The organism is Leifsonia sp. Y878, from assembly GCF_057669685.1.
The window spans coordinates 1-25,926 of sequence record NZ_JBYHFS010000002.1 but is presented as its reverse complement, the minus strand read 5'-3'; the positions used below and the strand labels follow the sequence as shown (position 1 = coordinate 25,926).

Here is a 25,926-nt window from a genome sequence, read left to right as displayed (position 1 = left end):
CTAGCCGTTCAGCTCGCCGAGTGCGAGGTTGAGCTGCAGCACGTTCACCGTCGGTTCGCCCAGGTATCCGAGGTCACGCGCCTGGGTCTTGCTCTCGACCAGGGCGCGCACCGCATCCGCTGTCAGGCCTCGTGCCGCCGCAACGCGCTCTACCTGAAGCAGCGCGTATGCGGGACTGATGTGCGGGTCGAGCCCTGACGACGACGCGGTCAGTGCATCGGCGGGGATGTCCGCCGGCGCGACCTGGTTGAACTCGGCGATCTGCGCCCGGCGTTCGTCGATGGCTGCGATGAGGTCGGCGTTCTCCGGCCCCCAGTTGCTGCCGCTGGATGCGCCGGCGTCGTAGCCGTCACCGGCCGCTGACGGGCGCGGCTGGAACCATTCAGGCAGCGGGTTGCCGTCGGCATCGGAGAATGACTGCCCGATCAGGGCGGAACCGACAGTTTTGCCGTTCACTTCAACGGTGGAGCCGTTGGCCTGCGCGGGGAAGGCCAGCTGGCCGACCCCGGTGATCGCCAGCGGGTAGACAACGCCAAGGACGGCGGTGAGCACAAGCATGGCGCGGATGGCGACCCCGTAGTGGCGGAAGCCGGTGCGAGGTGAACTCATTTCGTTATCTTCTTTCTTGGGTGAGGCACGGTTAGAAGCCGGGGATCAAGGTGACGAACAGGTCAATCAGCTTGATTCCGATGAAGGGAGCGATGATGCCGCCGAGGCCGTAGACCAGCAGGTTGCGGCTGAGGATCTTCGAGGCGCTGAGCGGCCGATACTTCACGCCGCGCAGAGACAGCGGGATGAGAGCGACGATGACCACGGCGTTGAAGATGATGGCGGACAGCACGGCCGATGATGGCGAGTGCAGGCCCATCACGTTCAGCACGGCGAGGCCAGGGAACACGCCCATGAACATCGCGGGGATGATGGCGAAGTACTTGGCGATGTCGTTGGCGATCGAGAACGTGGTCAGCGCACCGCGGGTGATGAGCAACTGCTTGCCAATGCGCACGATGTCGATGAGCTTGCTCGGGTCAGAGTCGAGGTCGACCATGTTCCCGGCTTCCTTCGCCGCCGAGGTGCCAGAGTTCATCGCGACACCGACGTCGGCCTGGGCCAGGGCAGGGGCGTCGTTGGTTCCGTCACCGGTCATGGCGACGAGGTGCCCGCCCTCCTGCTCCCGACGGATCAGCGCGAGCTTGTCCTCAGGGGTGGCCTCCGCGAGGAAGTCGTCCACCCCGGCTTCAGCGGCGATCGCCTTCGCGGTCAGCGGGTTGTCACCGGTGATCATGACGGTGCGGATGCCCATGGCGCGCAGTTCTGCGAAACGCTCAGACAACCCCTCCTTCACGACATCCTTGAGGTGCACAACGCCGAGGATCGTGCCGACGCCCTCCGGGGATTTCACCGCGACGACCAGCGGGGTTCCGCCGTCCTGCGAGATGCGTTCGACGTGCGATTCAAGATCGGCAAGCACTGAGCTTGCGGCCCGCTGCCCTTCTTCGATCCAGGCGATGACGGCAGAGCCTGCACCCTTGCGGATCAGGGTGCCATCTGGCTGGTCAAGGCCGCTCATCCGGGTCTGGGCGGTGAACGGCACGATGTCGCCCACCGCGAATTCGCCCACGTGCACGCCCTGCTCATGGGCAAGGTCAACGATCGACTTGCCCTCTGGGGTGGGGTCCGCAAGGGAGGAGAGCGCTGCGGCCCGCACGAGCTCTGCGTGGCTCACCCCGCCGAGCGGCACAAACTCGGACGCCTGGCGGTTGCCGTAGGTGATCGTGCCTGTCTTGTCCAGGAGCAGCGTGGTGACGTCACCGGCCGCCTCGACGGCACGACCTGACATGGCCAGCACGTTGTGCTGCACGAGCCTGTCCATGCCTGCGATGCCGATCGCAGACAGCAGGGCGCCGATGGTGGTCGGGATCAGGCAGACCAGCAGGGCGACAAGCACCGGCAGGCTGACGGTCGCTGCCGAGTACGACGCGATCGGATTCAGGGTCAGGGTGACGATCACGAAGATGATCGACAGGCTGGCCAGCAGGATGTTCAGGGCAATTTCGTTGGGCGTCTTCTGACGAGACGCCCCTTCAACCAGGGCGATCATCCGGTCGACGAACGTCTCCCCCGGCTTCGAGGTGATCCGAACGACGATGCGGTCTGAGAGCACCCTCGTGCCACCGGTGACGGCGCTGCGGTCTCCACCCGACTCCCTGATCACCGGCGCTGACTCCCCCGTGATGGCGGATTCGTCGACAGAAGCGATGCCCCAGACGATGTCTCCGTCACCGGGGACGAGTTCGCCGGCCGTGACAACGACAATGTCTCCGAGCTGCAGCTCTGCCGACGACACGTCGTGCAGGCCGGAACGCTCAGCTTCGGCATCCGTGACCTCGTCGTAGTTGCTGACCCGCCAGGCCATCGTGCTCGTGCGCGTCTTTCGCAGGCTGTCAGCCTGCGCCTTCCCGCGGCCCTCCGCGACCGATTCGGCGAGGTTCGCGAAGATCACGGTGAGCCACAGCCAGAGCGCGATGCCCCACGTGAAGCTGCCGGGAACTACGCTCCCTCCGGAGGATTCCGCACCACCGAGGAAGGGCTCTGCGAACGCAAGCACCGTGGTGAAGAGCGCGCCGATCTCGACGATGAACATGACGGGGTTCCGCCACATCAGCCTCGGGTCGAGTTTTCGGAATGCGCCTGGCAGGGCGGCGAGCAGCTGGTCAAAGCTGAAGGCGCCCTTCGAGGGCTTCGTGTCGTGCCCGACGCCGGATTTCTCCGGTGCAGGCAACGTTGGTGTTGTTATGGACATGGTTTACAGCAGCCCTTCCGCCAGGGGACCCAGCGCGAGAACGGGGAAGAAGGTGAGGGCCGTCACAATGACAGTCACACCGATGAGGAGGCCGACGAACTGCGGTCGGTGGGTGGGCAGCGTTCCGCTGGTGGCTGGAATCTTGTCCTGCGCGGCCAGGGAGCCGGCCAGTGCGAGTACGAAGACGATCGGGATGAAGCGCCCGAGCAGCATCGCAACGCCCAGGGCGGTGTTGAACCACGGCGTGTTCGCGGTGAGGCCGGCGAAGGCAGAGCCGTTGTTGTTCGCCGCAGAGGTGAAGGCATACAACACCTCTGACATGCCGTGGATACCGGGGTTCCAGATGGACGTCGATTCGACATCCGCCCTGATGGCCGGGATCGCGAACGACAGTGCGGTTCCGACAAGCACGAGGGTCGGCGTCACCAGGATGTAGAGGCTGGCGAGCTTGATCTCCTTCGGGCCGATCTTCTTTCCGAGGTACTCCGGCGTGCGGCCGACGAGCAGTCCGCCGATGAAGACGGCGATGACAGCGAGGATCAGCATGCCGTAGAGACCGGAGCCGACGCCGCCTGGGGCGACTTCGCCGAGCATCATGTTGATCATCGGCATCATGCCGCCGAGCGCGGTGTATGAGTCGTGCATCGAGTTCACTGCACCGGTTGAGGTCAGCGTGCTCGTTGAGCCGAACAGCGTGGACGCGAAGATGCCGAAGCGCGCCTCCTTGCCCTCCATGGCTCCGCCGGCGAGTTCTGGCGCTGTGCCGGCACCTCTCGCCTCGAAGAAGCTCAGGCAGGCGAGTGAGACGGTGAAGATTGTCGCCATCACGGCGAGGATCGTGTACCCCTGCTTGTGACTGCCGACCATGCGGCCGAAGGTGCGCGGCAGGGCGAACGGAATCATCAGCATCAGGACGTTCTGCAGCAGGCTCGTCCAGGCGTTCGGGTTTTCAAACGGATGCGCTGCGTTGGCGTTGAAGAAGCCACCACCGTTGGTCCCGAGGTTCTTGATCGCTTCCTGCGACGCGACGGGGCCGCCGGGCAGGTTCTGTGTTCCGCCGACCAGCGTGGTGAGCTCGGTGAAGCCGTTGAAGTTCTGGATCACGCCGCTGGCCAGCAGCACGAGCGCGCCGAGCACCGAGATGGGGAGCAGCAGGCGCAGGGTGCCACGCGTGAGGTCGACCCAGAAGTTGCCGATCGTGCCGGACTTTCGCCGGGCGAAGCCACGCACGAGCGTGATTGCGATTGCAATGCCCACTGCGGCAGAGACGAAGTTCTGCACGGCGAGGCCGGCGATCTGCACCGTGTACCCCATCGTCAGTTCAGGGGAATATGACTGCCAGTTGGTGTTGGCGACGAACGACGCTGCCGTGTTGAACGACAGCCCCTCGGGAACGGCCGGCAACCCCAGGGAGTATGGAAGCGCGGCCTGGAAGCGCTGCAGCAGGTAGACAAACACCACGCCGACTGCGGAGAACGCCAGCACACCGCGCAGGTAGGACTGCCAGGTCTGCTCTGCGCGGGCATCCACTCCGATGAGCCGGTAGAAGCCTCGCTCTATCGCGAGGTCTTTCGTTGACGTGTAAATGCGCGCCATGTACTCGCCGAGGGGGCGGTAGAGCACGGCGAGGATGAGAGCCAGGGTGGCGACTTGGAGGATCGCGAAGAATACGTCCATTTAGAAGCGCTCCGGTTTCACGAGGGCGTATACGAGGTACACCACGGCGGCAACGGCCAGCGCGGCGGCCAGGAGGTCGAAGAAGATCACAGCTTCTCAACCCCCCGCCCGATGACGCCGACAAGCGCGAACACGGCGATGATGCCGAGCACGTAAACAATGTCAAGCACGAAAGACTCCATCTGGAGAGGGATGACGCGACCCGGTCGGGGCGCGCCTGCCGCAGTGGCACGGTGGTACAGCGGCACAGCATCCGATTAGATACCCGTATTCACGGCAGATTCCCGGCCCTAACGATTCCCACACGGCCTTCGCGCAAATCCTCACGGCATCCATACGGCCGACCCTCGGCGCCTGCGGCACCCCGTTGATTGAGGAGCGAGCGCCAGCGAGCGTCTCGAAATCCGCGAAGATCCATCCATCGCACCGACCTCAGACCGTATGAAGACCGTTAGGTTTGTCCGCTTACCCGTATGGATGCCGTTCACACACCTCAGATGGAATCTGACCTGGCGTAGACCTGACCCTCATGACCCTCACTTCGCTCATGCCATCGCTGCGCCGCAGCATTCCCGATCCCATCAATATCAACCTGTGGCCAGAGCACACCCAGGTCTCGACGACCGACGTGGTGGTGTCTGGGATCTCGATGCTGCGATTGGTTGAGATCTGCGACACCCCGTGTATTCACACCGCGGCAGCCGTGATTCCTGGCACAGGCGGGCGCGCATCGTCTGTCGACCAGGCTGCGGTCATCGTCGTCACCGTCACTGCGGTCCTCGGCACCTGCGACGACGACCGAATCGTTCTCGTGGATGCGTGTCTCGATCGGATTCCGGTCGTGTGGTGCGAGCTGCGCCTCATCGGGCGCTCCTCCACCGCGCACCACGTGCGAGCAACGGTCCTTGCCGATGAAGCCCATGGCGGATGCGTGCCCTGCGAGATGAACGGCGCTGCCAGCCTGCCGTCCGACGTCAGGGTCGGAGACCTGCTCGCGATTCCGTGTGCAGCCATGGTGGTGCTGCGTGAGCTCAGGTCGGCGCGAGATCGACAGGTGGTCGACGCACTGGACGACGTGAACCAGAGCTGGTTGAGCCGGCTCGGCTAGCCGTACTGGGTACGCAGAAGGGGGCGAGTGGATGCATCCACTCGCCCCCTTCTGCGTCGTTCAGGTGCGTTGTCGTTCAGGAGCGTTGCCGTCAGGCGCCGCGTAAGCGCAGGTCGTGGAGTGCCGCAGGTTCCGCACAGGGGAATGCGATGAGGTCACCGATCGCCAGGTCACGGGGAAGCAGCACAACTGAGGTCGCCTGCGCCGCCATCGGGCGGAGATGCACCCGCTGGGTTCGAGTTGAGCTCCTCCGGCCAATGAGCCGGCATTCACCGAGAATGGGAACGCAACCGTCGAGATCTGCGTCGACCCAGACGTCACGGCCGTCGCCGGCCGCGTGCGGCAGGATCTCCTGCACCTGCGTGACGACGACAGAGACGAAGCGCGTGTGCGCTGGGCGGTACACACCCACTCCTGTCGCGATCAACGGCACAGGCGCGGCAGCGGTGCGCACGCACGGCGTGCCCGTCCGTTCTGCGATCTGGGCCATGGAGGCACCGACGACCCAGACATCCGTCGCGCCCAACACCGTGTACTCCGGCCAGGCTTCCAGGGCAGACAGGTGCAGAGCCAGGTTTCGCATCGATGCGATCGTGTGCATCAGACTCATCTGGATCACCGCCTGCAGTGAGAAAAGGGCAGGTCGGCTTCCTCGTCATCGTCCGGAACGAGAACGAGAACGACCGGCTGACGGGACGCGGCCGGGGCGGACTGGGTGGCGTCTGCCATTGTCGTCGCAGCGCTGTGCATAAGAAATGTCATGGAAAGGGTCTACCTCTCGGGCCGCTCCATCGCGTGCGTGCTAACAAAACCCGTGCACATTCGGTTCGGCAATGCGCCATTTGCTCACACAACGCATGCACGGCTCGCCAACGGCGGGCAGCGGGAGTGCATGGATTCCGTTAGGCCCCGACTGGCGGCGCGTGAACCTCACTAGCGTCAGAGCGTGACCACGCAACATCCTCTCCCCGGCGCCGGACAGCCGCGCAACGTCTCTCCATTCGCCCGCGAGCTTCTCCGTCGGGCAGTGGGGGGCGAGCACCGGTGGGGGCGCATAGACGTGAGCCCCAGCATCCGCTCTGGTTGCGTGAGCACGCGGCTGAGCGTCTACCCGCCAGGAACGACTGCTGGCGAACGACGTGCGCTGCATTTCCACCGGTCGTGGCCACTGTCAGGGGCATTCTTCACCCTGGCCGTCGCCATGGTTCTCGCCCCATGGCCGCCCGTGCTCGTCGCAACGACTGCGGTCGCACTCTATTGCGCTGGCCTGTGGGCCGCCGCAACGATGACCAGGGACGTGCGTGCCGGCATCCGTTCCATCGCCGTTGCGGAGTTGGCCACGGTCAGGGGAGCCGAAGTCGTCGGCGATGTCGAGCGCCTGCGCACAACGGTCCGTCAGCTCACCGCGCTCGATACGCTGCTCTCCATCGGCGCGATCGATGCGGTCGACCATGAGGCGCGGCTCACGGCCATTTACGAAACCCTGCCCACAGTGCAAGGTTCGCCAAACGCCTAGTTCGTGTTCGCCTTCAGCCAGACCAGCGGGTTGACGTGAACGCCGTTCACTCCGCCGAGGCGAATCTCGAAGTGCAGGTGCGGGCCGGTCGACATGCCCGTTGTGCCCGTCTTGCCGATGATGTCGCCCACCTTGACCAGGTCACCGGTCTCGAACAGCATCGAACCGTGGATCATGTGCGCGTAAACGCTGGTCACGACTTCGCCGTCGATCACATGATCGATCATCATGTGCACGCCGAGGCTGCCGTTGCCGTCCTGCGTGTAGCTCACGACACCGTCTGCGATGGCCTGGATCGGCGCGCCGAGGCCTGGGTTGAAGTCCTGGCCCTGGTGGTTCGATGAACAACCGGCGCAGTCGCGGGAACCGAATTCGTCACCGACGTGCACGCCAACGGAGAACGGCCACTGGATGGTGCCGTTCGGGTTGTTCGTGAACGTGTTCTCGAGGCGAATACCGCTTGCCGCGGCGACTTCGGCGATGCTCTTGGATTCGTAGCCATCGCGTTCCACCGATGCGCCACTCGTCACCGTGCCGCTGGCGGCCACTGACAGGCTCTGCGACGGTTCCGTCTGCGACGACTTCGTGGCTTCGATGGCGGCAGCCTGCACGTCGGCCGACGACAAGAGGGCTTCGGCCGGGATCGAGGTCGACACGGCGATCAGGGCTACGACAGCCATGGCCGCGAACGATGCTCCCTGGGCGGCCAATTTGCGCATGCGGCCCGTTGGGGCGGCAGCGGTGAGGGCTACAGGCTTCGTGCGTTCAGCCGTCGCCCTGTTCCTTACAGAGGTACTGGGGCTCCAGCTGCTCGCCGGACGCTCTGCGTCAGAGACGGAGTGCGATGTGCGAGCGGATGCCTTGGCATCCGACCTCTTGAACGGAGCGAAATTGGCACGCATCGTGGGTGCTGCCGCAGCTGCCTGTGCGCGCTGCTCACGTCTCGAGGTGAACAGCAGCGGAATTTCAGTGGACGTCGTCGTCGACGGCACTTCGTTGTCTTCGGTGCCGTTACCGTGACGCACGACGGGAATAACCATCGTTTGCACCGTAACAGTGGGAACGTCAGCGGCAAAGGGGCCAGTGGGGGCCACTGCGGCCGGCACGATGACCGTCTGAGCGTCGCTGGCTGCCGGCACGGTGTCCGCGGCGGGTGAGGCCTGGGCTGCAGGTGCCGGCACTGCCGGTGCTGCCGGTGCTGCGCCGCGGCGCTCGAGTTCGCGCATTTCGCGACGGGTAAGTGGCATAACCGGCTCTATGGCCACGGTTTCCGTCGGCGCAGGCACTGTCAACGCAGCTTCGACCGGCCGAGATGCCGAAGCATCAGAGGCTGAGGAGTGACGTGACAAAAGGTGAGTGCTCTCGCTAAGTGACGGGATTTAAATGCTCATCTTGGCCAACGCCAAAATAACGAATTGGTAAAAGGCTATCCCGCCAGCCACGAGACTTCAAAGGAAGAGCACGCGTTTGCCCCCAGAAAAGGGGGCGGATCACGCCTTACACTCCAGACCGGTCTCCACGACCAAATACCGCGTCGCCAGTCACTCGCTGGTCAGCGGGGGCAGAAGCCACAGGAGCAGGCGATCAGTCTTCGTCGGTCATGAATTGTGAAAAAAGTTCTGCCAGGAGGGGCTCAACCGTGTCGTAGAGATCAGGTGCCGCCGCGATCGTCAAGCTTTGGCCAGCTTTGGCTCCGTCGAAACCGCCAACGCGAGCGCCTGCTTCCGCCGCGATCAGCGCGCCGGCAGCGTGGTCCCACGGGTTCAATCCACGTTCGTAATAGAGGTCCAGCCGGCCGGCGGCCACATTGCACAGGTCGAGGGCCGCTGACCCGATGCGACGGATGTCACGCACCTCGCCGATCAGGCCATGCACCACCTGGGCCTGGCGCTTGCGCCTGGCAGCCGAGTACGAGAATCCGGTGCCGATGAGGGCAAGGTTCAGGGCGACGCCGCTGGTGACTGCCAGCTTCTGGTCGCCGAGGTATGCGCCCTCCCCTGCCGCCGCTGTGAACAGTTCGCCACTGGCCGGGTTGAACACCACACCGGCCAGCGCGCTCCAGGTCTGCGGGTCGGCCTCACCGGCAACGACGGCAATACTCACCGCATAGCTCGGGATGCCGTAGAGGAAGTTCACGGTGCCATCGATCGGGTCTACGACCCACGTCAGTCCTGAGGTGCCGGACGTCGCATCCGATTCCTCGCCGTAGAAACCGTCATCGGGGCGTACCACGGCGATCAACCGACGGATGAGCACCTCTGTCTCGCGGTCTGCGTGCGTCACGATGTCTTCTGGTGCCGACTTGGACGCGGCGACCTCAACACCCTCCTCGCGCCGGGTGCGTGCAAGCTCCCCAGCGGCGAGCGCGATCGTCGTAGCGAGGCCCAGCAGTTCAGCAGGCGTTGGCAGATCAGCAGGCGTTGGAGTCGACATGCGACCAGCGTACCCTCGCCGATTTTGCCGATCTGGTGCCCTAAGCCGTTCTGGTGCTCTAAGAAATGACAGCGAGCGGAGCTTCGTTGTGCGCGAGCGCCCGGCGAACGTCGACGGCACCCTGATACGACCGCTCATTCAACGTTGCGAGCGGAAGCACATCATCGTCGGAGAAACCGCCTCGCTGCGCCTCACGAATGAGATCCTCCGGCCTGGCCGGGTACTCCATCCCTGACAGGAAGCGGTTCATGCGCCCTGTTACGTTCATCGCCTTCCCCTTCCCTGGTGAGAAAAACCATGCGCTCGGTACAGCCCAACGTTACGCGCGGCATGGCAGGGAATCAACGGATTGACGGGAGCTCACAGTGGCTCAGGAGAAACAGCGAAGGCCCCCTGCGAATCGCTGGGGGCCTTACGTGTATTGGTGGCGAGTGAGGGATTCGAACCCCCGAATGCTGAGCAGTCTGATTTACAGTCAGATCCCTTTGGCCGCTTGGGTAACTCGCCAGTGCGCACCCGACCATATGAAAAATCACCTGACCGAAGACGCTCATCAAGAATACTCATGACTTGGCCCCCACGAGAAATTGAGAGGGCCTTCCGCGCCAAATTGGTTCCAAAATGGCGCGAAAGGGGCGATTTCGTGCTCGGTCGATAAGATCAAGCACACCCCACCCACCACGACGAGGTAACAATGGTTGGCATCGACGAGGTCGCCCGCCGCGCGGGTGTCTCCACTGCAACGGTTTCCCGCGCGCTGAGCGGCAACGGACACGTTTCCCCTCCGACGAAGCTCAAGGTCGAGACGGCTGCCGCCGACCTCGGGTACGTTGTCTCCTCGAATGCGTCGAGCCTGGCATCCGGTCGCATGAAGAACATTGGCGTCGTGGTGCCGTTCCTCAACCGCTGGTTCTTCTCCAGCGTCGTCGAAGGCGCCCAGCAATCGCTGCTGCGCAACGGCTACGACCTCACCCTCTATAACCTCACGGGTGGAGGTGAGGAACGTCGCAGCGTCTTCGAGCATTTCCTGCTGCGACAGCGAGTGGATGCCGTCATCGCCATCTCTCTCGAGCTGACCGAGAGCGAGGTCACGCGCCTGCACGCGCTGAATAAGCCGCTGGTGGGCGTTGGCGGTCCTCTTGAAGGGGTGCGCACCCTCACCATTGACGACATTGCCGTCGCGCGGCTGGCGACCGAGCATCTGCTTGCGCTTGGCCACACCCGCATCGCCCACATCGGCGGTAATAAGGACTACGACCTCGATTTCCATCTCCCGACGAACCGCCGGTTCGGCTACGAGGCTGCGCTGAATGCCGCGGGCATCCCGTTGGCCCCCGAGCTGTTCCAGCCGGCTGACTTCACCATGCGCGGTGGCTACCAGGCGGCCAAGCAACTCCTCGGCACCCCGCACAACCGACCGACGGCGATCTTCGCTGCATCGGATGAGATGGCGATGGGCACCATCCTTGCTGCCCGTGACCTCGGCCTGATCGTTCCGCGAGATGTGTCCGTCATCGGCGTCGACGACCACGACCTCGCCGACTTCTTCGGGCTGAGCACGATCGCCCAGTTCCCCAAGGGCCAGGGCCAGAAGGCCGTGGAGATCCTGATGGACCAGCTGCACCCTGGCCAGCACGACCAGTCGGGGTTGAGCACCCCAATGCCGTTTGAACTGATCGTGCGCTCCAGTACAGCCAGCCCCGCCTCGCACTGAACCTCGCACTGAACAGTCCGGCCCGTTCCGCCACACCAGACGCCGTCAGCGTGCGTACTCGGTAACATGGCAGGTATGGCAGATTCAACGTTCGACATCGTCAGCAAAGTCGACCAGATGGAGGCCGACAACGCCCTCCACCAGGCTCAGAAAGAGGTCGCTCAGCGCTACGACTTCAAAAACGTCGGAGCCTCGATTGAGCAGAGCGGCGACAAGGTGCTTATGAAGGCCACCAGCGAGGAGCGCGTCAAGGCGATCCTCGAGGTCTACGAAGCCAAGCTCATCAAGCGCGGCATCTCCCTGCGCAGCATCGACGCTGGTGACCCGTACCCGTCTGGCAAGGAATACCGCATCGAGTCAACGCTGAAGGCCGGCATCGACCAGGAGAACGCGAAGAAGATCAACAAGATCATTCGCGACGAGGCGCCCAAGAGCGTCAAGAGCCAGATCCAGGGCGACGAGCTGCGTGTCAGCTCCAAGAGCCGCGACGACCTGCAGGCCACCATGGCGCTGCTCAAGGGCAAAGACCTCGATGTCGCCCTGCAGTTCGTGAACTTCCGCTAGCGAGAACCGGCACTCAGCCGGCGAAGATCCGACGTGCGCCAGAGTCAAACTCGCCCAGGTCGCCGGTCTCGCCGGCTCTGTATGCCCTGCGCCCCAGGATGAGCATGTAGGCGAGGAACGCGCAGAGCGCCGCAGCGCCGATGCCGATCTTCACGGGCCATGGCCACGGCGCCGGGGTCACAAATCCTTCGATGATGCCGGAGACGAGCAGCACGAAGACCAGGCCGATCGCCACCGTGAAGAGCGCACGGCCGTCCTCGGCGAGCGCCTGCCCGCGGGTCCTGGCCCCAGGCGCAATCCACGCCCAGAAGATGCGGAGCCCGCCGGCCGCCGCCACGAAGATCGCCGTGAGCTCCAGTAGTCCGTGCGGCAGGATGTACAGGAAGAACACGTCCCCCTTGTCGTAGGCGAACATCACGGCAGCTGAGACGCCCACGTTCTGCGCGTTCTGCAGCACGATGTACGGCACATAGACGCCGAGGATGCCGAAGGCGATGCACTGCGCGGCAATCCAGGCGTTGTTCGTCCACACCTGCCCCGCGAATGACGCGGCCGGGTTCTCTGAGTAGTAGTTGACGAAGTCGTCGCTGGCCAATTTCTGCAGGTCGGCGTCCGAGCCAAAATTGGCGAGCACCCGGGGATCGCTGAGGGCCCACGAGGCGTAGAGCCAGGCGACGAGAACGGTCACGACGGCAACGGCGAGCGTGATCCAGCGCAACCGGTACAGCGCGGCGGGCAGCTGCAGCAGGAAGAACTGGGGAAGCTGCGACATCAGATTCGTGCTGGTGCCGGTGAAGCGGAGCCGCGCCCGCGACAGCGCCACCGACAACCGATCGCCCTGCACCGTGGAACCGGCGGTGGTCTTGATCGCCGAAAGCTGGGTGGCACCCGACTGGTACAACTCGATTAATTCGTCGGCTTCCGCACCCGACAAACGCCGCCGTTGGCCGAGTTCGGCGAGGCGGTCCCATTCGGCGCGATGCGCTGCCGTGTATGCGTCGAGGTCCATCTGGTTCAATAGTAGACATGGCAGACCTGCAGGTGCCCGTCCACGACGAAGATGTCCCCGGCGAGTACGAACTCGTGACGGGCGAGGCCGTCGCGCTTGATGTACGTCCGGCGAGCGTCATCCTGCGGGCAGCGGGCACCATCATCGACTGGTTCGCCTACATCGGGCTCTACCTCGCACTTGTCCTGATCGTGAGCTGGCTGTTCGCCGACTCCCTCGACGCCGCCTTCATGCAGGCGCTCTCCATCGCCGGCCTGGTGTTCGCCATCCTCATCGTGCCGACACTGGTCGAGACAGCGACCGGTGGCAGGTCCCTCGGCAAGCTAGCGGTCGGGGCGCGCATCGTGCGTGACGATGGCGGCGCCATCGGGCTGCGGCACTCGTTCATTCGTGCGCTCGTCGGGGTGATCGAGATCTACATGACCTTCGGCGGCATCGCGGCCGTGGCCGGGCTCCTCAATTCTCGATCGAAGCGCCTTGGCGATCTCCTGGCCGGAACGTACAGCCAGCACGAGCGGGTCCCCCAACTCACAAACGTGGTGTTCGGCATGCCTCCTGAGCTCAGCGCCTGGGCTGAGACAGCGGATGTCGCATCCCTGCCAGACGCCCTCACTCGCCGAATCTCGCAGTTCCTCCAGCAGGCGGCCAAGCTCAGCCCCACGAGTCGGGCGCGCATCGGCGCAGAACTGGCCCATGAAGCCACACCTTTTGTCTCACCTGTCCCGCAGTGCCACCCGGAGGCCTTCCTTGCCGGTGTCCACGCTCTGCGCCGCGAACGTGAATACACGGCACTCATGCTGGAGCGAAACCAGCTGAGCCGGTTACGTCCGGTGCTCACCGGGCAACCCCACGACTTCCCCACCCGCTGACGCCGGTTCAGGCGTGCGCACCGCTTCGTGGATCAGTGCGGGAGCGGGCTTGCGTCGGATAACAAGGAACATCCCGAATAGCGTCAGCGTCATGCCTGCGATCTGAAAGGGTGTGGGGACCGCTGCCAGGCGTAGCGCCGCAGAGCTGGCTCCGACCAAAACCGGAGTGGCGAGCCCGAGGAGCGCCACGTACGAGGGCCCGCTCGTCACGAGGAGCCGATGCTGGAGGAGATAGACGGGGACGTAAATCACGATACCGAGGAACGCCAGCATCCCGATCGATGACCAGTTGACACTGTCGCCAGCCGCAACCCGCACCGCGGCCCAGATCGCGAGAGGAATGGCGCCCACCCCGAAGATCGGCAGGATCCGCGGAGCCATCGCTCCCTGATACCCACGGTTCACCCTCGCGAAATACAGGGTGTAGAACGCCATCGACAACATTGCCGCCGCTGCGACACAGGCACCGAGCCAGACTCCCTGAGCTGTCGCGTCCGAAAGCCGGGGAAGAACGTAGCCAACCGCGCCTGCGACCGCGAGGGTCGTTCCAGCGACCACGCGTGCTGGCGGGCGAGTGCGGGTCGTGAGCGCTTCGGCGACCAGGACCACGGCCGGCGTGAGCGCCATGACCAAGGTTGGCAGCGCGGGGCCGCTCAGGCTGATTGCAACGGTTGACAGTACCGTATAGGCACTCACGCCGGTCAGCGCGAGGAGCACCACCTGCCACCAGCGGTATCGGGATGGGGTCGCACGGGAGGAATCGTCGTTTCTCGAAGACGATGGCGTTCTGGACACCGACCACCACGTGAGGGCCAGCAAACCCATGACGGTGAACCCCGTCCGCCCCGCCGACACAATCGCCGTACTGGCTTCATGAAGTGACGCTCCGACAATCAGCCACGTCGACGCCAGAAGCACCACCAGTGCGGCAGACTCCCCCACCGATCGCGCCGTGCGGCCGCTCACGCCTCGATTCGTTCCGCAGATGTGCCGGACATTCGTGCTCGCTTCCACGTCGTTGTTCGCTGGGCCAATCATCGTTCGTCGACACAGCATTCGCCTAATGGAACGTGCTCATCGAGTTCTCAAACGTGGTTTTGTATCAACCAATCGACGTTCGTGCTTCGCCATTGCTTTATTTCAGTGGTTTGTAACAAAGATATTAAGAAGTTGTTTCGGGTTTCGATAGGTGGTTACATAACCTGCTAGCTTTACCTTCACCGCATCACGTGCTGCGGGAAAGAGAGAGCTCATCATGGTTGCCCCCAGTCCCGCAGACATCCGTCATGCGAACGCACTCACCTGCGTTCATGTGCTTCGAACCTCCGCCGGCCCGCTGACAATCAGTGATATCGCCCAGCGCACCGGGCTCTCCCGCCCGACGGTGGACGCCGTCATTGCCGGCCTTGAGGTACACGGAGTCGTCGCTGGCGCCTCTGCCGATTCGTCGACCGCGAGCGGCGGGCGTCCGGCACGCCGCTTCCAGTTCCAGGCCGACAGCGCCATCGTGGCCGGCGTCGATGCAGGTCCACGCAACATCCGCGTTCTGCTGGCCAACCTGCAGGGCACTGTGATTGCACGCGCAGAACGAATGATCGAGGGCGCCCCCACTGCCAGCCAGCGGATGGAGCTCGTCGCTGAGACCGTCAGGGACGCGTACACCGCCTCCGGCGTTGGCGCGGGAAAGCTCAAGGCACTCTGCCTCGGGGTGTCGGGCATCATGGGCTTCGACAACAAGCTCTCGCACAGCTTTGCCGTGCCTGAGTGGAACGGCGCCGACATTGCCCAGCGCCTCGGCGCCACCTTCGACTGTGATGTCGTCCTCGAGAACGACATCAAGCTCGCGGCCTTCGCCGAGCACCACATGGGCGCCGCGCAGCTGGTCGACAACACTCTGTACGTACAGATCGGCAACCGCATCTCTCTCGCGCTTACGCGGGACGGTGGCATCTACCAGGGCGCGCATCGCAGCGCAGGCGAGGTGGGCAGCCTCCGCGGTATGCACTGGACGAAGAATTCAGTGCAGGGGCAGCTCGTCTGGACGAGCGCGCCGACTGCCGAGCAGGTTTTCGCAAAGGCCCTCGCCGGCGATGCGGACGCGTTGGCCGAAATCACGCAGCTCGCAGTCGAGATCGCTCCGCGCCTCACCACCGTCAGCCTGGCGCTCGACCCCGACCTGATCGTGGTCGGCGGCGGGCTTTCCCAGTCTGGGGGGCTCTTCGTTGAGATACTGCGCACCGAGATCCACCGTCTCATCATGATCGAGGGCAAACCGAACGTCGCCGCGTCGACGCTCGGCTCAGATGGCACAGTGCTCGGCTCCCTGGCACTCGCCTTCGAGAGCGCATCAACGCGCCTCTTCGGCATCGACGGAGTTCCTGTGCCAGACATCAGCGTCGGGGACAACGCGTGAGCGCCGCAGACCTCCGCGTCGCCCTGGTCGGCGTCGGGGCACGTGCCGCCATTGGTAACTGGGTCGCCGCAGACGGCAACCGGGCAGAACTCGTCGCCGTCGCTGACGTGCGCCCCGCAGCGGCACAACGGGCACGCGACCTCTTCGGCGACTCCGTCGAATTCGTCACGGACTACCGCACACTGCCGCAGCTCAACATCGATGCGGCCATCGTCACGGTTCCAGACGATGCCCACGCAGAGGTTGCCGAATACCTGTTGCGTGCCGGCATCGCCGTGTACCTCGAGAAGCCACTCGCCATCTCCCTGCCAGACGCCGACAACATCCTGCGTGCCGCCTACGAATCGGGCAGCAAGCTCTACATCGGCCACAACATGCGTCACATGAGCGTCGTCCGCCAACTGCGCGACATCGTGCAGAGCGGTGCAATCGGTGAAGTGAAAGCCGTCTGGTGCCGGCACTTCGTCGGCAACGGCGGTGACTACTACTTCAAGGATTGGCATGCAGAGCGCGAGCATGTCGGCACGCTGCTCCTCCAGAAGGGCGCGCACGACATCGACGTCATCCACTGGCTTGCCGGTGCGTACACCGAGCGGGTCACCGGTATGGGCGACCTCGCCGTGTACGGCGACGTAACCTCACGGCGTGACAACACCGACCGGCTGATGGGCGACTGGTTCAGCCACGACAACTGGCCCCCTGAGGAGCAGACAGACCTGAACCCTGTCATCGATGTCGAAGACATCTCGATGATCCAGATGCGGCTCACCAACGGCGTTCTGGCCTCCTACGAACAGTGCCACTTCACTCCTGATTATTGGCGCAACTACACCGTGATCGGCACACGCGGCCGGGTCGAGAACTTCGGGGATTCAGCCGGCGGCGTCATCCGGGTCTGGAACAAGCGCCACAACTATCAAGAACAGGGCGACCTGGAGTTTTCCATCGGAGGTGACGAGCACGGCCACGGCGGTGCCGACCAACTCACGATGGCTGAGTTCCTGCGGTTTGTGCGTGAGGGCGGGGCGACCGAGACGTCGCCTGTCGCCGCGCGTCAGGCCGTTGCGACGGGTATCAAAGCCGCGGAGTCACTGCGCGACGGATCGATGCCACACGTGATCGAGCCGTTGCCGGAGCAGCTGCTTCGGTATTTCGACAATCACCAAACTGCATCCGGGTAGACGGCTCTGCCGCAACGCCTCGCAGATCACCGAACAACCAACGTAATAAGGAGTATCGAATGCGCCTGTTTCGAACAACGGTAGGAGTGGCCGCACTGGCACTTCTGCTGACGGGCTGTGCCACATCGGCGACCGGCAACGCGTCAAGCGGGATCGACACCGACACAGCCCCGGCCGACGTCAAGGGTAAAATCTCGTACGCGATCTGGGACATCAACCAGGAACCTGCGATGAAAGAACTCGTCGCCGACTTCAACAAGACCTACCCGAACGTCGATGTATCGGTAGACGTCACCGCATACGGTCAGTACTTCACCAAGCTGCAGACCCAGGGCTCGTCCGGCACGCTGCCCGACGTGTTCTGGATGAACGGCCCGAACTTCCAGCTGTTCGCGTCCAACGACCTGCTCGCACCCGTTGAGCCGTTCGCCGACGCCGACCTGATCGACCCGGCCAACTACCCGACGGCCATGAACGACATCTACACCTACGACGGTGAGCAGTTCGGCGTGCCGAAGGACTTCGACACCATCGCCGTCTTCTACAACAAGAAGATCCTCGAGCAGGCCGGCGTCGCCGCGCCGACGGAGGACTGGACGTGGGACGACTACCACGCAGCCGCCAAGAAGATCTCCGACACCCTGGGCGACCAGGGCATCGTTGGCTCCGGTGACAACTACGACAACCAGGCCATGGTCTACCCGGCAATCCTGAGCAACGGCGGCACCATCCTCGAAGACGGCGTCTCCGGCTACGACGACCCGAAGACCATCGAGGCACTGCAGTTCTGGGCCGACATGGTCGCAGACGGCTCGATGCTCTCACCGGCTCAGAACGCCGACACCTCTGGTCTCACCAAGTTCCTCAACGGCCAGGCCGGACTCGTCTGGACGGGCAACTGGCAGGTCTCCGGCCTGCTCGAGTCCGTCGTCGCCGACGACGTGACCACTGCGCCGCTGCCGCTGTCCCCTGCAGGCAAGCGCGAGACCGTCATCCACGGTGTCGGCAATGCGCTGAGCGCGAAGTCTGCCGGTGACCCCGCAGCGCAGGCGTTCTTCACCTACCTCGCCTCGAAGGAAGCTGCCGTCATCCAGGCAGAATCCGGCGTCGCCAACTCGGCATTCACCGGAACACAGCAGACCTTCGTCGACTCGGTTCCCGGCTACAACCTGCAGGTGTTCCTTGACGCTGCCACCGACTACGCCGTCGCTTACCCGGTGTCAAAGAACACGAGCGCCTGGAACAAGCTCGAAGGCGCGTTGCTTCCAGAGGCATTCTCTGGGCAGCGCCCGGTCGCCGAGGTCGCACAGGACCTCGCTGACCAGATGAACGAAGCACTGACCAAGGAGAAATAGGAACCATGGTCATCACGAAGGAAGGGGCGGGCGCAGCTGTCGCGTCCGCCCCGGCGACGGGCAAGGCATCCGGTGCGCCCGTAGCGCGCAAAAAACGCCCCATCGATGGGTACTGGCCGGTGTTGTTCGTGCTCCCGCTCTTCGTGGGTGTGGCACTGTTCTACCTCTGGCCCCTCCTGCAGTCGTTCTACTTCAGCTTCACCGAATGGGGAGCTTTCGGCGGAACAACCTGGATCGGCCTCGACAACTACGTGCGGCTCGCTGCTGACCCACAGGTCGGCCGGGCGATCGCCAACACGCTGATCTACACGGTCATCCTGCTCCTCGGCATCCCGATCGCTGTCGGCTTTGCGAGCCTGCTGAACCAGCCGGGCCTCAAGTTCGCGATGGTCTATCGCACCTGCTTCTTCCTGCCGTATGTGGCCATGCCGACCGCCATCTCCATGGTCTGGAAGATCATCTACAACCAGGAGTACGGCGTCATCAACTCGGCTCTTCGCGTTGTGGGCATCGAAGGCCCTGCGTGGATTTCCACCGAGTGGTTCTCTCTCATCGCCGTCGCGGTGATGGGTTTGTGGATGTCGATCGGGTTCAACATGATCATCCTCTCTGCCGGGCTGAAGAGCATCCCGCCAGAACTGTATGAGGCCGCTTCAATCGACGGCGCGAGCCGGTGGCGACAGTTCGGCTCCATTACGGTGCCGCTGCTCAGCCCATCCATCTTCTTCCTGTCAGTCATGACGCTGATCAGTGGATTCCAGCTTTTCGACATGCTCTACGCCCTCCTCGGCCCGAGCAACCCCGTGATGCCGAAGACGCAGTCGCTCGTCTTCCTCTTCTACGATGCAGCCTTCCTCACCAACGAGAAGGGCTACGCGTCAGCCATCGCCATGTTCGTACTCGTGATCATCGCGGTCTTCACGTTCTTCCAATTCCGACTTCAGCGCAGATGGGTTCACTATGTCGACTGAAACTCTCTCCCGCGCGATACACGCGGAACCGACACGGCGAAACCGTGTGAAGGCGTCGCGGGGCACCGTCAACCACGGCAGCAACTGGATCGCACACACGATCTTGATCATCGCCTCAATCGTCATGATCTTCCCGTTCGTTTGGCAGATCAAGATGTCTATCTCCACGGAGGCGGAGATCACCTCGATCCCGCCGAACCTCTGGCCATCGGGCATCGAGTGGGAGAACTACGCAGAAGTCTTCCAGCGGCTGCCGTTCCTCAGCCAGTTCTGGGTCTCCATCGGCATCACAGCGCTCCGCACCCTCGGTCAGGTCGTTATGTGCTCGATGGCAGGTTATGCATTCGCCAGAATGCAGTTCAAGTTCAAGGGCCTGCTGCTCGGGCTGATCCTCTCGATCCTGATGGTGCCCGGCCAGGTATACCTGATCCCGCAGTACCAGATCGTGCAGAACCTCGGCCTGCTCAACACCATCATCGGTATCGCAGCTCCCGGCCTCTTCAGCGCCTTCGGCACGTTCATGATGATGCAGTTCTTCAAGACGATGCCCACAGAGCTGGAGCAGGCGGCCAGGCTCGACGGCTGCAACAGCTGGCAGATTTTCTGGCGCGTCATGCTGCCGCTGGCCAAGCCGGGCATCGTCTCGCTGGCGATCATCACCATCCTGGCGTCGTGGAACGACCTGTTGTGGCCGCTCGTCGTGGCCAGCACTCCTGAATCCATGCCGCTGTCCGTCGGACTCGCCACCCTGCAGGGCTACCGCGGAAGCGTGCACATCGGCGTGATGATGGCGGCCTCGCTCCTGGCGATGGCACCCATCCTCATCGCTTTCATCCTGTTGCAGCGTCGAGTCGTCGAAGGCATCGCCTTCTCTGGCCTGAAGTAAGAGAGAAATTCATGAACACCACGCCTACAGGCGCGTCCACCTCGGCATTCGTCGTCGGACTGATCGGAGCCGGCGGTATCTCACGGGTGCACGCCCCAGCGTGGAAAGCGCTGGGCGCCCACGTGCTCGTCTATTCAGAGGTCGGAGCCGCCGAGCTGGCTGAGCAGTTCGACCTTGAGGTCGTCGACACCTTTGATGAGGTGCTGCGCCGCGCCGAGTTCATCGATATCGTCACCCCGACGCCAACGCACAAGTCGATCGCGTTGGCGGCTATCGCGGCCGGCAAGCAGGTCGTCTGCGAGAAGCCGCTGACGCTGACCGCTGCCGATTCCCGCGAGGTGCACGCGGCAGCGATGGAGGCCGGCGTTCAGCTGTATCCCGCTCACGTCGTGCGTTTCACCGCCCCGTACGCTGCCGCTCACCGCGCGGTAGCTGCGGGCAAGATCGGGCAGGTCGCCGTTGCGCGGTTCTTCCGTGAGGGTTCGAGTCCCGGCATCGGAACCTGGTTCCAGGACCAGGCCGCGTCAGGCGGCATCGTGATGGACCTGATGATCCACGACTTCGACCAGGCCCGCTGGACCTGCGGCGAAGTCGAGACCGTGTACGCCGTGCAGAACCCGCCAACGATCGACAATGTCATCCCCCCGTTCGTCTCTGCGCACGTCACGCTGACACACGTCGGCGGCGCCATCTCGCACATCCACGCCACGTGGGGTGCGCTGGGCACCAAGTTCAAGACCGGCTTCTCCATCGCGGGCGACAAGGGCGTCATCTCGTACTCATCGCTCGACAACAATGGCTTCACCGCCGAGCTGCAGGTGCCCGACGAGGCGAACCTGGTCATCCCATCGTCATCGCTGCGTGAGAGCCCGTACCTCACAGAGATCCGCGAGTTCGCGGATGCTTTCAGGGGCGGCCCCGTGCCGCGGGTCACGGCAGAAGACGGCGCCATTGCGGTGTACCTGTCTGAAGCAGCCCAGGAATCCCTGGCGACCGGGCAGGTCGTCACCATGTCGAAGTTTGCATCGAAGGCAGAGGTAGCAGCATGACCGCCCCGGCACCACTGAAAATTGCCATTGCGTCATTCGCGCATGTGCACGCGGCCGGCTATGCCTCTGCTCTCGCCGCGATGCCGGGCATCCAGGTCCTCACCGCAGATCCCGACGGCGCTGCTGCACCGGATGCCGCGCTGCGCGGGGCCGCTCTGGCAGCCTCACTGGGTGTCGACTATGTCGACAGCTACGACGAGCTCTTCGCCTGGAAGCCGGATGCCGTCGTGATCACGAGCGAGAACTCACGCCACCGTGCGCTCGTCGAGCAGGCTGCGGCGGCCGGGGTGCATATCCTGTGCGAGAAGCCGCTGGCCACAGAGGTCGCCGACGGCGAAGCCATGGTTGACGCCTGCGCAGCGGCCGGCGTCATCCTGATGATCGCGTACCCGGTGCGCTTCGCTCCCCAGTTCACGGCACTGCGCGGCTATCTCGACGCTGGTCGTCTGGGCGAACCGTTCGCCGTCTTTGGCACAAACAACGGCAAGATCCCGATCGACTCCCGTCGATGGTTCACCGACAGGGAGCTCTCCGGCGGCGGCGCTCTCGTCGACCATGTCGTGCACTGCGCCGACCTGATCGATGTCATCACCGACGGCGCGCGCGCACGCACGGTGTACGCGGCGGCCAACAGCATCCTGCATGCAGACAAGGGTGTTGACGTTGAGACCGGCGGCCTGGTGACGATCACCTATCCGAGCGGCCTCATCGCCACGATCGACTGCTCATGGAGCCAGCCAGACAACGCCCCGACCTGGGGCGGAGTGACGCTGCAGGTGACGGGAACCCTCGGTTCCGTCGAGGTCGAGCCCTTCGCAGAGCACGTCGGCGGCCAGGGCGTCGGGGGCGGCATCCGCCTCGGCTTTGCCACCGACGTCGACAGCCTGCTGCTGACCGAGTTCCTGCGCGCGGTGCAGCTCTCCGGAGCACCGACCCCCGGCGAAGCTCCGGCAGTACAGCCGCAGCCCGACGGCCATGTCGGGCTGCGGACACTGGAGATCGTCGACGCGGCACGTCGCTCGGCGCTCTCCGGCACACCGATCACCATCGCGTAGCTCGCTCAACCGCCCAGCCCACTGCACGTCAGCCCCACCGCACTAAGGACACCTGATGAAAGCCCTCCTCACGTCGGCGACCGGTCCCGGTCTCGAACTTGTCGACCGTCCGGAACCGATCGCCGGCGAGACCGAGGTCACGATTCGGGTGATGCGCACCGGAATCTGCGGCACCGACCTGCACATCGAGTCGTGGGACAACTGGGCGCAGAGCATGATCACGGCACCGCTGGTGCCTGGTCACGAGTTCTATGGCGAGGTCATCGCTGTCGGACAGAGTGTGCGCGATGTGAAAATCGGCGACCGGGTGTCGGCAGAGGGGCACGTGGTCTGCGGCATCTGCCGCAATTGCCGGGCAGGCCGCGGCCACATGTGCATCCGCACCGTCAGCGTCGGCGTGCAACGTGACGGCGCGTTCGCCGAGATGGTCGTGATCCCGGAGAGCAATGTGTGGGTGCACCACGCGGATGTGACCCCAACGCTGGGCGCGATCTTCGATCCGTTCGGAAATGCCGTCCACACCGCACTGAAGTTCCCGGTGGTGGGCGAAGACGTCCTGATCACGGGCGCAGGCCCCATCGGCCTGATGGCGACCGCGGTTGCCCGCCACGCCGGCGCCCGATTCATCGTCGTCACCGACGTGTCCCCCGCCCGCCTTGAGCTGGCCCGTGGAATGGGAGCAGACCTCGCCGTCGACGTGCGCTCAGCCGATGTGGCCGGCGCGCAACGAGAGCTCTGCATGCGCGAGGGCTTCGACGTCGGTCTTGAGATGTCGGGAAACCCGAGGGCTCTCCCCGAGATGATCACCAACATGAACCACGGCGGATCCATCGCGCTTCTCGGCTTGCCGAGCGCACCCATCGACGTCGACTGGGCGACTGTCGTGAGCCACATGATCACCCTCACCGGGATCTACGGCCGCGAGATGTTCGAGACGTGGAATGCCATGAGCGCCATGCTTCAGTCAAGCGTTGCCCTCCGCGAGTCGATCACCTCGGTTGTGACCGACGAGCTTCCGGCATCAGACTGGCAGCGCGGCTTCGATCTTGCACGCGCCGGTGGCGGCGGCAAGGTCGTGCTCGACTGGACCCAGCTCTAAACACGAAGGAACACGATGACATACGCAACGGTGCAGGACAGCCTCAAGGGCGAGCTCGATGACATCAAGGCCAGCGGCCTGTACAAGGCGGAGCGGGTGATTGCCTCCGCGCAGTCAGCTCGCATCACGGCGGGGAACGCCGGCGCCGATGCTGCGAGCGTGCTCAACTTCTGCGCCAACAACTACCTGGGCCTGGCGAACCACCCCGCAATCATCCAGTCGGCCAAAGACGCCATGGACACCCGTGGGTTCGGCATGGCCAGTGTGCGGTTCATCTGCGGCACGCAAGACCTCCACCTCGAGCTCGAGCAGCGGATGTCGCGCTTCCTCGGCACCGACGACACCATCCTGTTCTCGTCGTGCTTCGACGCCAACGGTGGTGTCTTCGAGGTCATCGCGGGCGCCGACGACGCCATCATCTCCGATGCACTGAATCACGCATCGATCATTGACGGTATCCGCTTGTCGAAGGCAGCCCGCTACCGGTACCGCAATACGGATATGGCTGACCTCGAGGCGAAGCTCATCGAGGCTGCAGGTGCCAGGCGGCGCGTGATCGTCACCGACGGTGTGTTCTCAATGGATGGGTCGCTCGCTCCCCTGGCCGAGATCTGTGCCCTGGCGGATCGGTACGACGCGCTCGTGATGGTCGACGATTCCCACGCGGTCGGCTTCATGGGCGCTGGCGGACGCGGCACCCCAGAGCTCGCCGGTGTTGGCTCTCGGGTGGACATCTACACGGGCACCTTCGGGAAGGCGCTTGGCGGCGCATCCGGCGGCTACGTCAGTGGACGGGCTGAGATCGTGGAGTTGCTGCGCCAGCGTGCGCGGCCCTACCTGTTCTCCAACAGCCTGGCTCCGGCCATTGTCGCGGCAACGCTGACGGCGCTCGACCTGGCAGAGGACGCCACCGAGCTGCGGACACGCCTGCACGAGAACGCAGCCCTGTTCCGGTCGAGGATGGCGGACGAAGGCTTCGACCTGCTCCCCGGTGAGCACCCGATCGTGGCTGTGATGTTCGGCGATGCCGCAGCGGCCACCCGGATCGCGACCGACATGCTTTCCCGCGGAGTCTTCGTGACCGCCTTCAGCTTCCCCGTAGTCCCGCGCGGAGAAGCCCGCATTCGCGTGCAGCTGTCCGCCGCACACTCCCCCGCCGACGTAGAGACCTGCGTGAGCGCCTTCGTGGCGGCCAGGGCGGCGACCACCACCACCGCCTCGACGGCGTAACGCCCGCCCCAGCGCGGCCGATACCGAACCCCGTTAGTCAGTTACACCCGAACGTCCCCAGGCTGCCGTCGCCCAGGCACGCGCCACTGCTGCTGCAGCACTTGGTGGTGTCTCGTGGTCCTTCTACAGGATCGTTCCGGTCACCGTGGTTTCTGTCACGGTCGGCGGCGTCGCGGTGACGTCATAGACCCGAATCCAGACAGGTCGGACAACGACGACGGCAAACCCACTCGACTGCGCGCGCGATCCAGGAAGTTGTCGGTTGTATTCCGCGCCAAACGAGTCCCGCTCGGCGCCTTGGACGATAGCTGCGATCCCTTCTATCTGAACCGAAACGCCACCGACCGTGCCTGCCACAATCGCAACTCGGTCAGTCGAGCGAAGATTCACGATCTTTCGGGCGTCCTCATGACTGTTGAAAAGCAGTGTGCCGTCGTCGAGGATGGCGAGCCCAACTAGTGCTGCTTCTGGTTGCCCGCTCGAGGAGACCGTGGCGACAACGCCGCGACCGGCAGCGCGAATGAACGCAACGACGGTGGCGAGATCATTCGCGTTTACAGCCATGCCACAGGATAACAACGTCTCTCACCGCCGAAACGCACAAGCGCCGCAGCGGCGCGAGTTCGCGCCGTCGTCTCACGGGCCCACAGCTACCCGCCACCCGGCACAATGTCGTGCGGCGCGGGTTGAACGCAGCTGCGCGCACTCTGCAGTGCCCGCATACCTGCGTTCGATGAGCGCGGCGCCCCAGTGAGCCCCGCCGGCGCACTTGCACCGTCGCGTCGCGGTCGCGAGGACAGGACGGATCAGCCTGCTGTCACCGGATACCAGATAGTTTCGCTCGGTCCACCACGCTCATCCTGTATCCGCACCGCCTAGCAGCCTTCGCCCGCCGGCCTGGTGGCCTCGCCGGCTGTCCGGAGTGGTGGGTGTGGCGGGGTGCCGAGTTATGGGGGTGTGGGGCAGGCCCGGAGCCTGCGGAGGGCCTGCCCCA

General features: G+C 64.2%; 26 protein-coding genes and 1 tRNA gene. 14 read left to right on the top strand and 13 right to left on the bottom strand.

What is annotated here, in order from left to right:
• From kdpC to kdpF, 4 genes are read right to left on the bottom strand one after another with little or no spacing between them, the layout of a single operon-like run.
• Nucleotides 1-609 carry a potassium-transporting ATPase subunit KdpC gene (gene kdpC / locus AC25Y4_RS06410; RefSeq protein WP_488119564.1) on the bottom strand — a complete coding sequence of 203 codons (609 nt, stop codon included), beginning with the start codon at nucleotides 607-609 and terminating at the stop codon, nucleotides 1-3.
• 31 nt (nucleotides 610-640) lie between these two features.
• Nucleotides 641-2,803, bottom strand: coding sequence for a potassium-transporting ATPase subunit KdpB (kdpB, locus tag AC25Y4_RS06405; protein ID WP_488119563.1), 2,163 nt, complete (start codon nucleotides 2,801-2,803; stop codon nucleotides 641-643).
• 3 nt (nucleotides 2,804-2,806) lie between these two features.
• Nucleotides 2,807-4,480 carry a potassium-transporting ATPase subunit KdpA gene (gene kdpA, locus AC25Y4_RS06400; protein WP_488119562.1) on the bottom strand — a complete coding sequence of 558 codons (1,674 nt, stop codon included), beginning with the start codon at nucleotides 4,478-4,480 and terminating at the stop codon, nucleotides 2,807-2,809.
• Nucleotides 4,481-4,570, bottom strand: coding sequence for a K(+)-transporting ATPase subunit F (gene kdpF, locus AC25Y4_RS06395; protein WP_488119561.1), 90 nt, complete (start codon nucleotides 4,568-4,570; stop codon nucleotides 4,481-4,483).
• 439 nt (nucleotides 4,571-5,009) lie between these two features.
• Here kdpF and AC25Y4_RS06390 point away from each other — a divergent pair, with 439 nt between their 5' ends.
• Nucleotides 5,010-5,588, top strand: coding sequence for a hypothetical protein (locus tag AC25Y4_RS06390; protein WP_488119560.1), 579 nt, complete (start codon nucleotides 5,010-5,012; stop codon nucleotides 5,586-5,588).
• Between the two features lie 91 nt (nucleotides 5,589-5,679).
• On the opposite strand, the gene AC25Y4_RS06385 is transcribed toward AC25Y4_RS06390, so the two are convergent.
• Together AC25Y4_RS06385 and AC25Y4_RS06380 are read right to left on the bottom strand one after the other, a co-directional pair.
• Nucleotides 5,680-6,198: a hypothetical protein gene (locus AC25Y4_RS06385; RefSeq protein ID WP_488119559.1), complete on the bottom strand. Its 519-nt coding sequence runs from the start codon at nucleotides 6,196-6,198 to the stop codon at nucleotides 5,680-5,682.
• 5 nt (nucleotides 6,199-6,203) lie between these two features.
• The gene (locus tag AC25Y4_RS06380) at nucleotides 6,204-6,350 is read right to left on the bottom strand and encodes a hypothetical protein (RefSeq protein WP_488119558.1); all 147 of its coding nucleotides are present in this window, start codon (nucleotides 6,348-6,350) and stop codon (nucleotides 6,204-6,206) included.
• 184 nt (nucleotides 6,351-6,534) lie between these two features.
• Here AC25Y4_RS06380 and AC25Y4_RS06375 point away from each other — a divergent pair, with 184 nt between their 5' ends.
• Nucleotides 6,535-7,104, top strand: a complete 570-nt coding sequence (locus AC25Y4_RS06375; RefSeq protein WP_488119557.1) for a DUF6611 family protein — start codon at nucleotides 6,535-6,537, stop codon at nucleotides 7,102-7,104.
• Here AC25Y4_RS06375 and AC25Y4_RS06370 read toward each other — a convergent pair.
• The 4 genes from AC25Y4_RS06370 to AC25Y4_RS06355 form a co-directional block, all read right to left on the bottom strand.
• Nucleotides 7,101-8,351 carry a M23 family metallopeptidase gene (locus tag AC25Y4_RS06370; RefSeq protein ID WP_488119556.1) on the bottom strand — a complete coding sequence of 417 codons (1,251 nt, stop codon included), beginning with the start codon at nucleotides 8,349-8,351 and terminating at the stop codon, nucleotides 7,101-7,103. The two genes, AC25Y4_RS06375 and AC25Y4_RS06370, sit on opposite strands and share 4 nt — an antisense overlap.
• 337 nt (nucleotides 8,352-8,688) lie before the next feature.
• A complete protein-coding gene (locus tag AC25Y4_RS06365) occupies nucleotides 8,689-9,537 on the bottom strand; it encodes an inositol monophosphatase family protein (protein ID WP_488119555.1) in 849 nt (282 codons plus the stop codon).
• A 58-nt stretch (nucleotides 9,538-9,595) separates the two neighbouring features.
• Nucleotides 9,596-9,805 (bottom strand): DUF2795 domain-containing protein, encoded by a 210-nt coding sequence (locus AC25Y4_RS06360; RefSeq protein ID WP_488119554.1) that lies wholly within the window; start codon nucleotides 9,803-9,805, stop codon nucleotides 9,596-9,598.
• Between the two features lie 154 nt (nucleotides 9,806-9,959).
• Nucleotides 9,960-10,044 (bottom strand) — tRNA-Tyr (locus tag AC25Y4_RS06355).
• Nucleotides 10,045-10,231: 187 nt separating this feature from the next.
• On the opposite strand from AC25Y4_RS06355, the gene AC25Y4_RS06350 reads away from it, so the two are divergent.
• Nucleotides 10,232-11,251: a LacI family DNA-binding transcriptional regulator gene (locus AC25Y4_RS06350; RefSeq protein ID WP_488119553.1), complete on the top strand. Its 1,020-nt coding sequence runs from the start codon at nucleotides 10,232-10,234 to the stop codon at nucleotides 11,249-11,251.
• A 75-nt stretch (nucleotides 11,252-11,326) separates the two neighbouring features.
• Nucleotides 11,327-11,815 (top strand): YajQ family cyclic di-GMP-binding protein, encoded by a 489-nt coding sequence (locus AC25Y4_RS06345; RefSeq protein ID WP_414804481.1) that lies wholly within the window; start codon nucleotides 11,327-11,329, stop codon nucleotides 11,813-11,815.
• 13 nt (nucleotides 11,816-11,828) lie between these two features.
• Here the strand turns inward: AC25Y4_RS06345 and AC25Y4_RS06340 are convergent, their stop codons facing one another.
• The gene (locus tag AC25Y4_RS06340) at nucleotides 11,829-12,824 is read right to left on the bottom strand and encodes a stage II sporulation protein M (RefSeq protein WP_488119552.1); all 996 of its coding nucleotides are present in this window, start codon (nucleotides 12,822-12,824) and stop codon (nucleotides 11,829-11,831) included.
• Nucleotides 12,825-12,841: 17 nt separating this feature from the next.
• Here AC25Y4_RS06340 and AC25Y4_RS06335 point away from each other — a divergent pair, with 17 nt between their 5' ends.
• The gene (locus AC25Y4_RS06335) at nucleotides 12,842-13,693 is read left to right on the top strand and encodes an RDD family protein (RefSeq protein WP_488119551.1); all 852 of its coding nucleotides are present in this window, start codon (nucleotides 12,842-12,844) and stop codon (nucleotides 13,691-13,693) included.
• Here AC25Y4_RS06335 and AC25Y4_RS06330 read toward each other — a convergent pair.
• On the bottom strand, nucleotides 13,646-14,659 hold the full coding sequence (locus tag AC25Y4_RS06330; RefSeq protein WP_488119550.1) for a DMT family transporter: 1,014 nt from the start codon (nucleotides 14,657-14,659) through the stop codon (nucleotides 13,646-13,648). The genes AC25Y4_RS06335 and AC25Y4_RS06330 overlap by 48 nt on opposite strands.
• 289 nt (nucleotides 14,660-14,948) lie before the next feature.
• Here AC25Y4_RS06330 and AC25Y4_RS06325 point away from each other — a divergent pair, with 289 nt between their 5' ends.
• Genes AC25Y4_RS06325 through AC25Y4_RS06285 form a run of 9 tightly spaced genes read left to right on the top strand, consistent with a single transcriptional unit; the run spans nucleotide 14,949 to nucleotide 24,932 of the window.
• Nucleotides 14,949-16,106: an ROK family transcriptional regulator gene (locus AC25Y4_RS06325; protein WP_488119549.1), complete on the top strand. Its 1,158-nt coding sequence runs from the start codon at nucleotides 14,949-14,951 to the stop codon at nucleotides 16,104-16,106.
• Complete coding sequence (locus tag AC25Y4_RS06320) at nucleotides 16,103-17,287, top strand: Gfo/Idh/MocA family protein (RefSeq protein WP_488119548.1); 1,185 nt, start codon at nucleotides 16,103-16,105, stop codon at nucleotides 17,285-17,287. The genes AC25Y4_RS06325 and AC25Y4_RS06320 overlap by 4 nt, the downstream gene beginning before the upstream one ends.
• A 59-nt stretch (nucleotides 17,288-17,346) precedes the next feature.
• On the top strand, nucleotides 17,347-18,642 hold the full coding sequence (locus AC25Y4_RS06315) for an ABC transporter substrate-binding protein (protein ID WP_488119547.1): 1,296 nt from the start codon (nucleotides 17,347-17,349) through the stop codon (nucleotides 18,640-18,642).
• Between the two features lie 5 nt (nucleotides 18,643-18,647).
• Complete coding sequence (locus AC25Y4_RS06310) at nucleotides 18,648-19,613, top strand: carbohydrate ABC transporter permease (RefSeq protein ID WP_488119546.1); 966 nt, start codon at nucleotides 18,648-18,650, stop codon at nucleotides 19,611-19,613.
• A gap of 46 nt (nucleotides 19,614-19,659) precedes the next feature.
• Nucleotides 19,660-20,499 (top strand): carbohydrate ABC transporter permease, encoded by an 840-nt coding sequence (locus AC25Y4_RS06305; RefSeq protein WP_488119545.1) that lies wholly within the window; start codon nucleotides 19,660-19,662, stop codon nucleotides 20,497-20,499.
• Nucleotides 20,500-20,510: 11 nt separating this feature from the next.
• Nucleotides 20,511-21,548 (top strand): Gfo/Idh/MocA family protein, encoded by a 1,038-nt coding sequence (locus AC25Y4_RS06300; protein WP_488119544.1) that lies wholly within the window; start codon nucleotides 20,511-20,513, stop codon nucleotides 21,546-21,548.
• Complete coding sequence (locus tag AC25Y4_RS06295; protein WP_488119543.1) at nucleotides 21,545-22,603, top strand: Gfo/Idh/MocA family protein; 1,059 nt, start codon at nucleotides 21,545-21,547, stop codon at nucleotides 22,601-22,603. The genes AC25Y4_RS06300 and AC25Y4_RS06295 overlap by 4 nt, the downstream gene beginning before the upstream one ends.
• Nucleotides 22,604-22,658: 55 nt before the next feature.
• Nucleotides 22,659-23,702 carry an L-threonine 3-dehydrogenase gene (gene tdh / locus AC25Y4_RS06290; protein ID WP_488119542.1) on the top strand — a complete coding sequence of 348 codons (1,044 nt, stop codon included), beginning with the start codon at nucleotides 22,659-22,661 and terminating at the stop codon, nucleotides 23,700-23,702.
• 15 nt (nucleotides 23,703-23,717) lie between these two features.
• Nucleotides 23,718-24,932, top strand: a complete 1,215-nt coding sequence (locus tag AC25Y4_RS06285; RefSeq protein ID WP_488119541.1) for a glycine C-acetyltransferase — start codon at nucleotides 23,718-23,720, stop codon at nucleotides 24,930-24,932.
• 123 nt (nucleotides 24,933-25,055) lie between these two features.
• Here the strand turns inward: AC25Y4_RS06285 and AC25Y4_RS06280 are convergent, their stop codons facing one another.
• Nucleotides 25,056-25,496 carry a pyridoxamine 5'-phosphate oxidase family protein gene (locus AC25Y4_RS06280; protein WP_488119540.1) on the bottom strand — a complete coding sequence of 147 codons (441 nt, stop codon included), beginning with the start codon at nucleotides 25,494-25,496 and terminating at the stop codon, nucleotides 25,056-25,058.
• Nucleotides 25,497-25,926 lie beyond the last annotated feature (430 nt).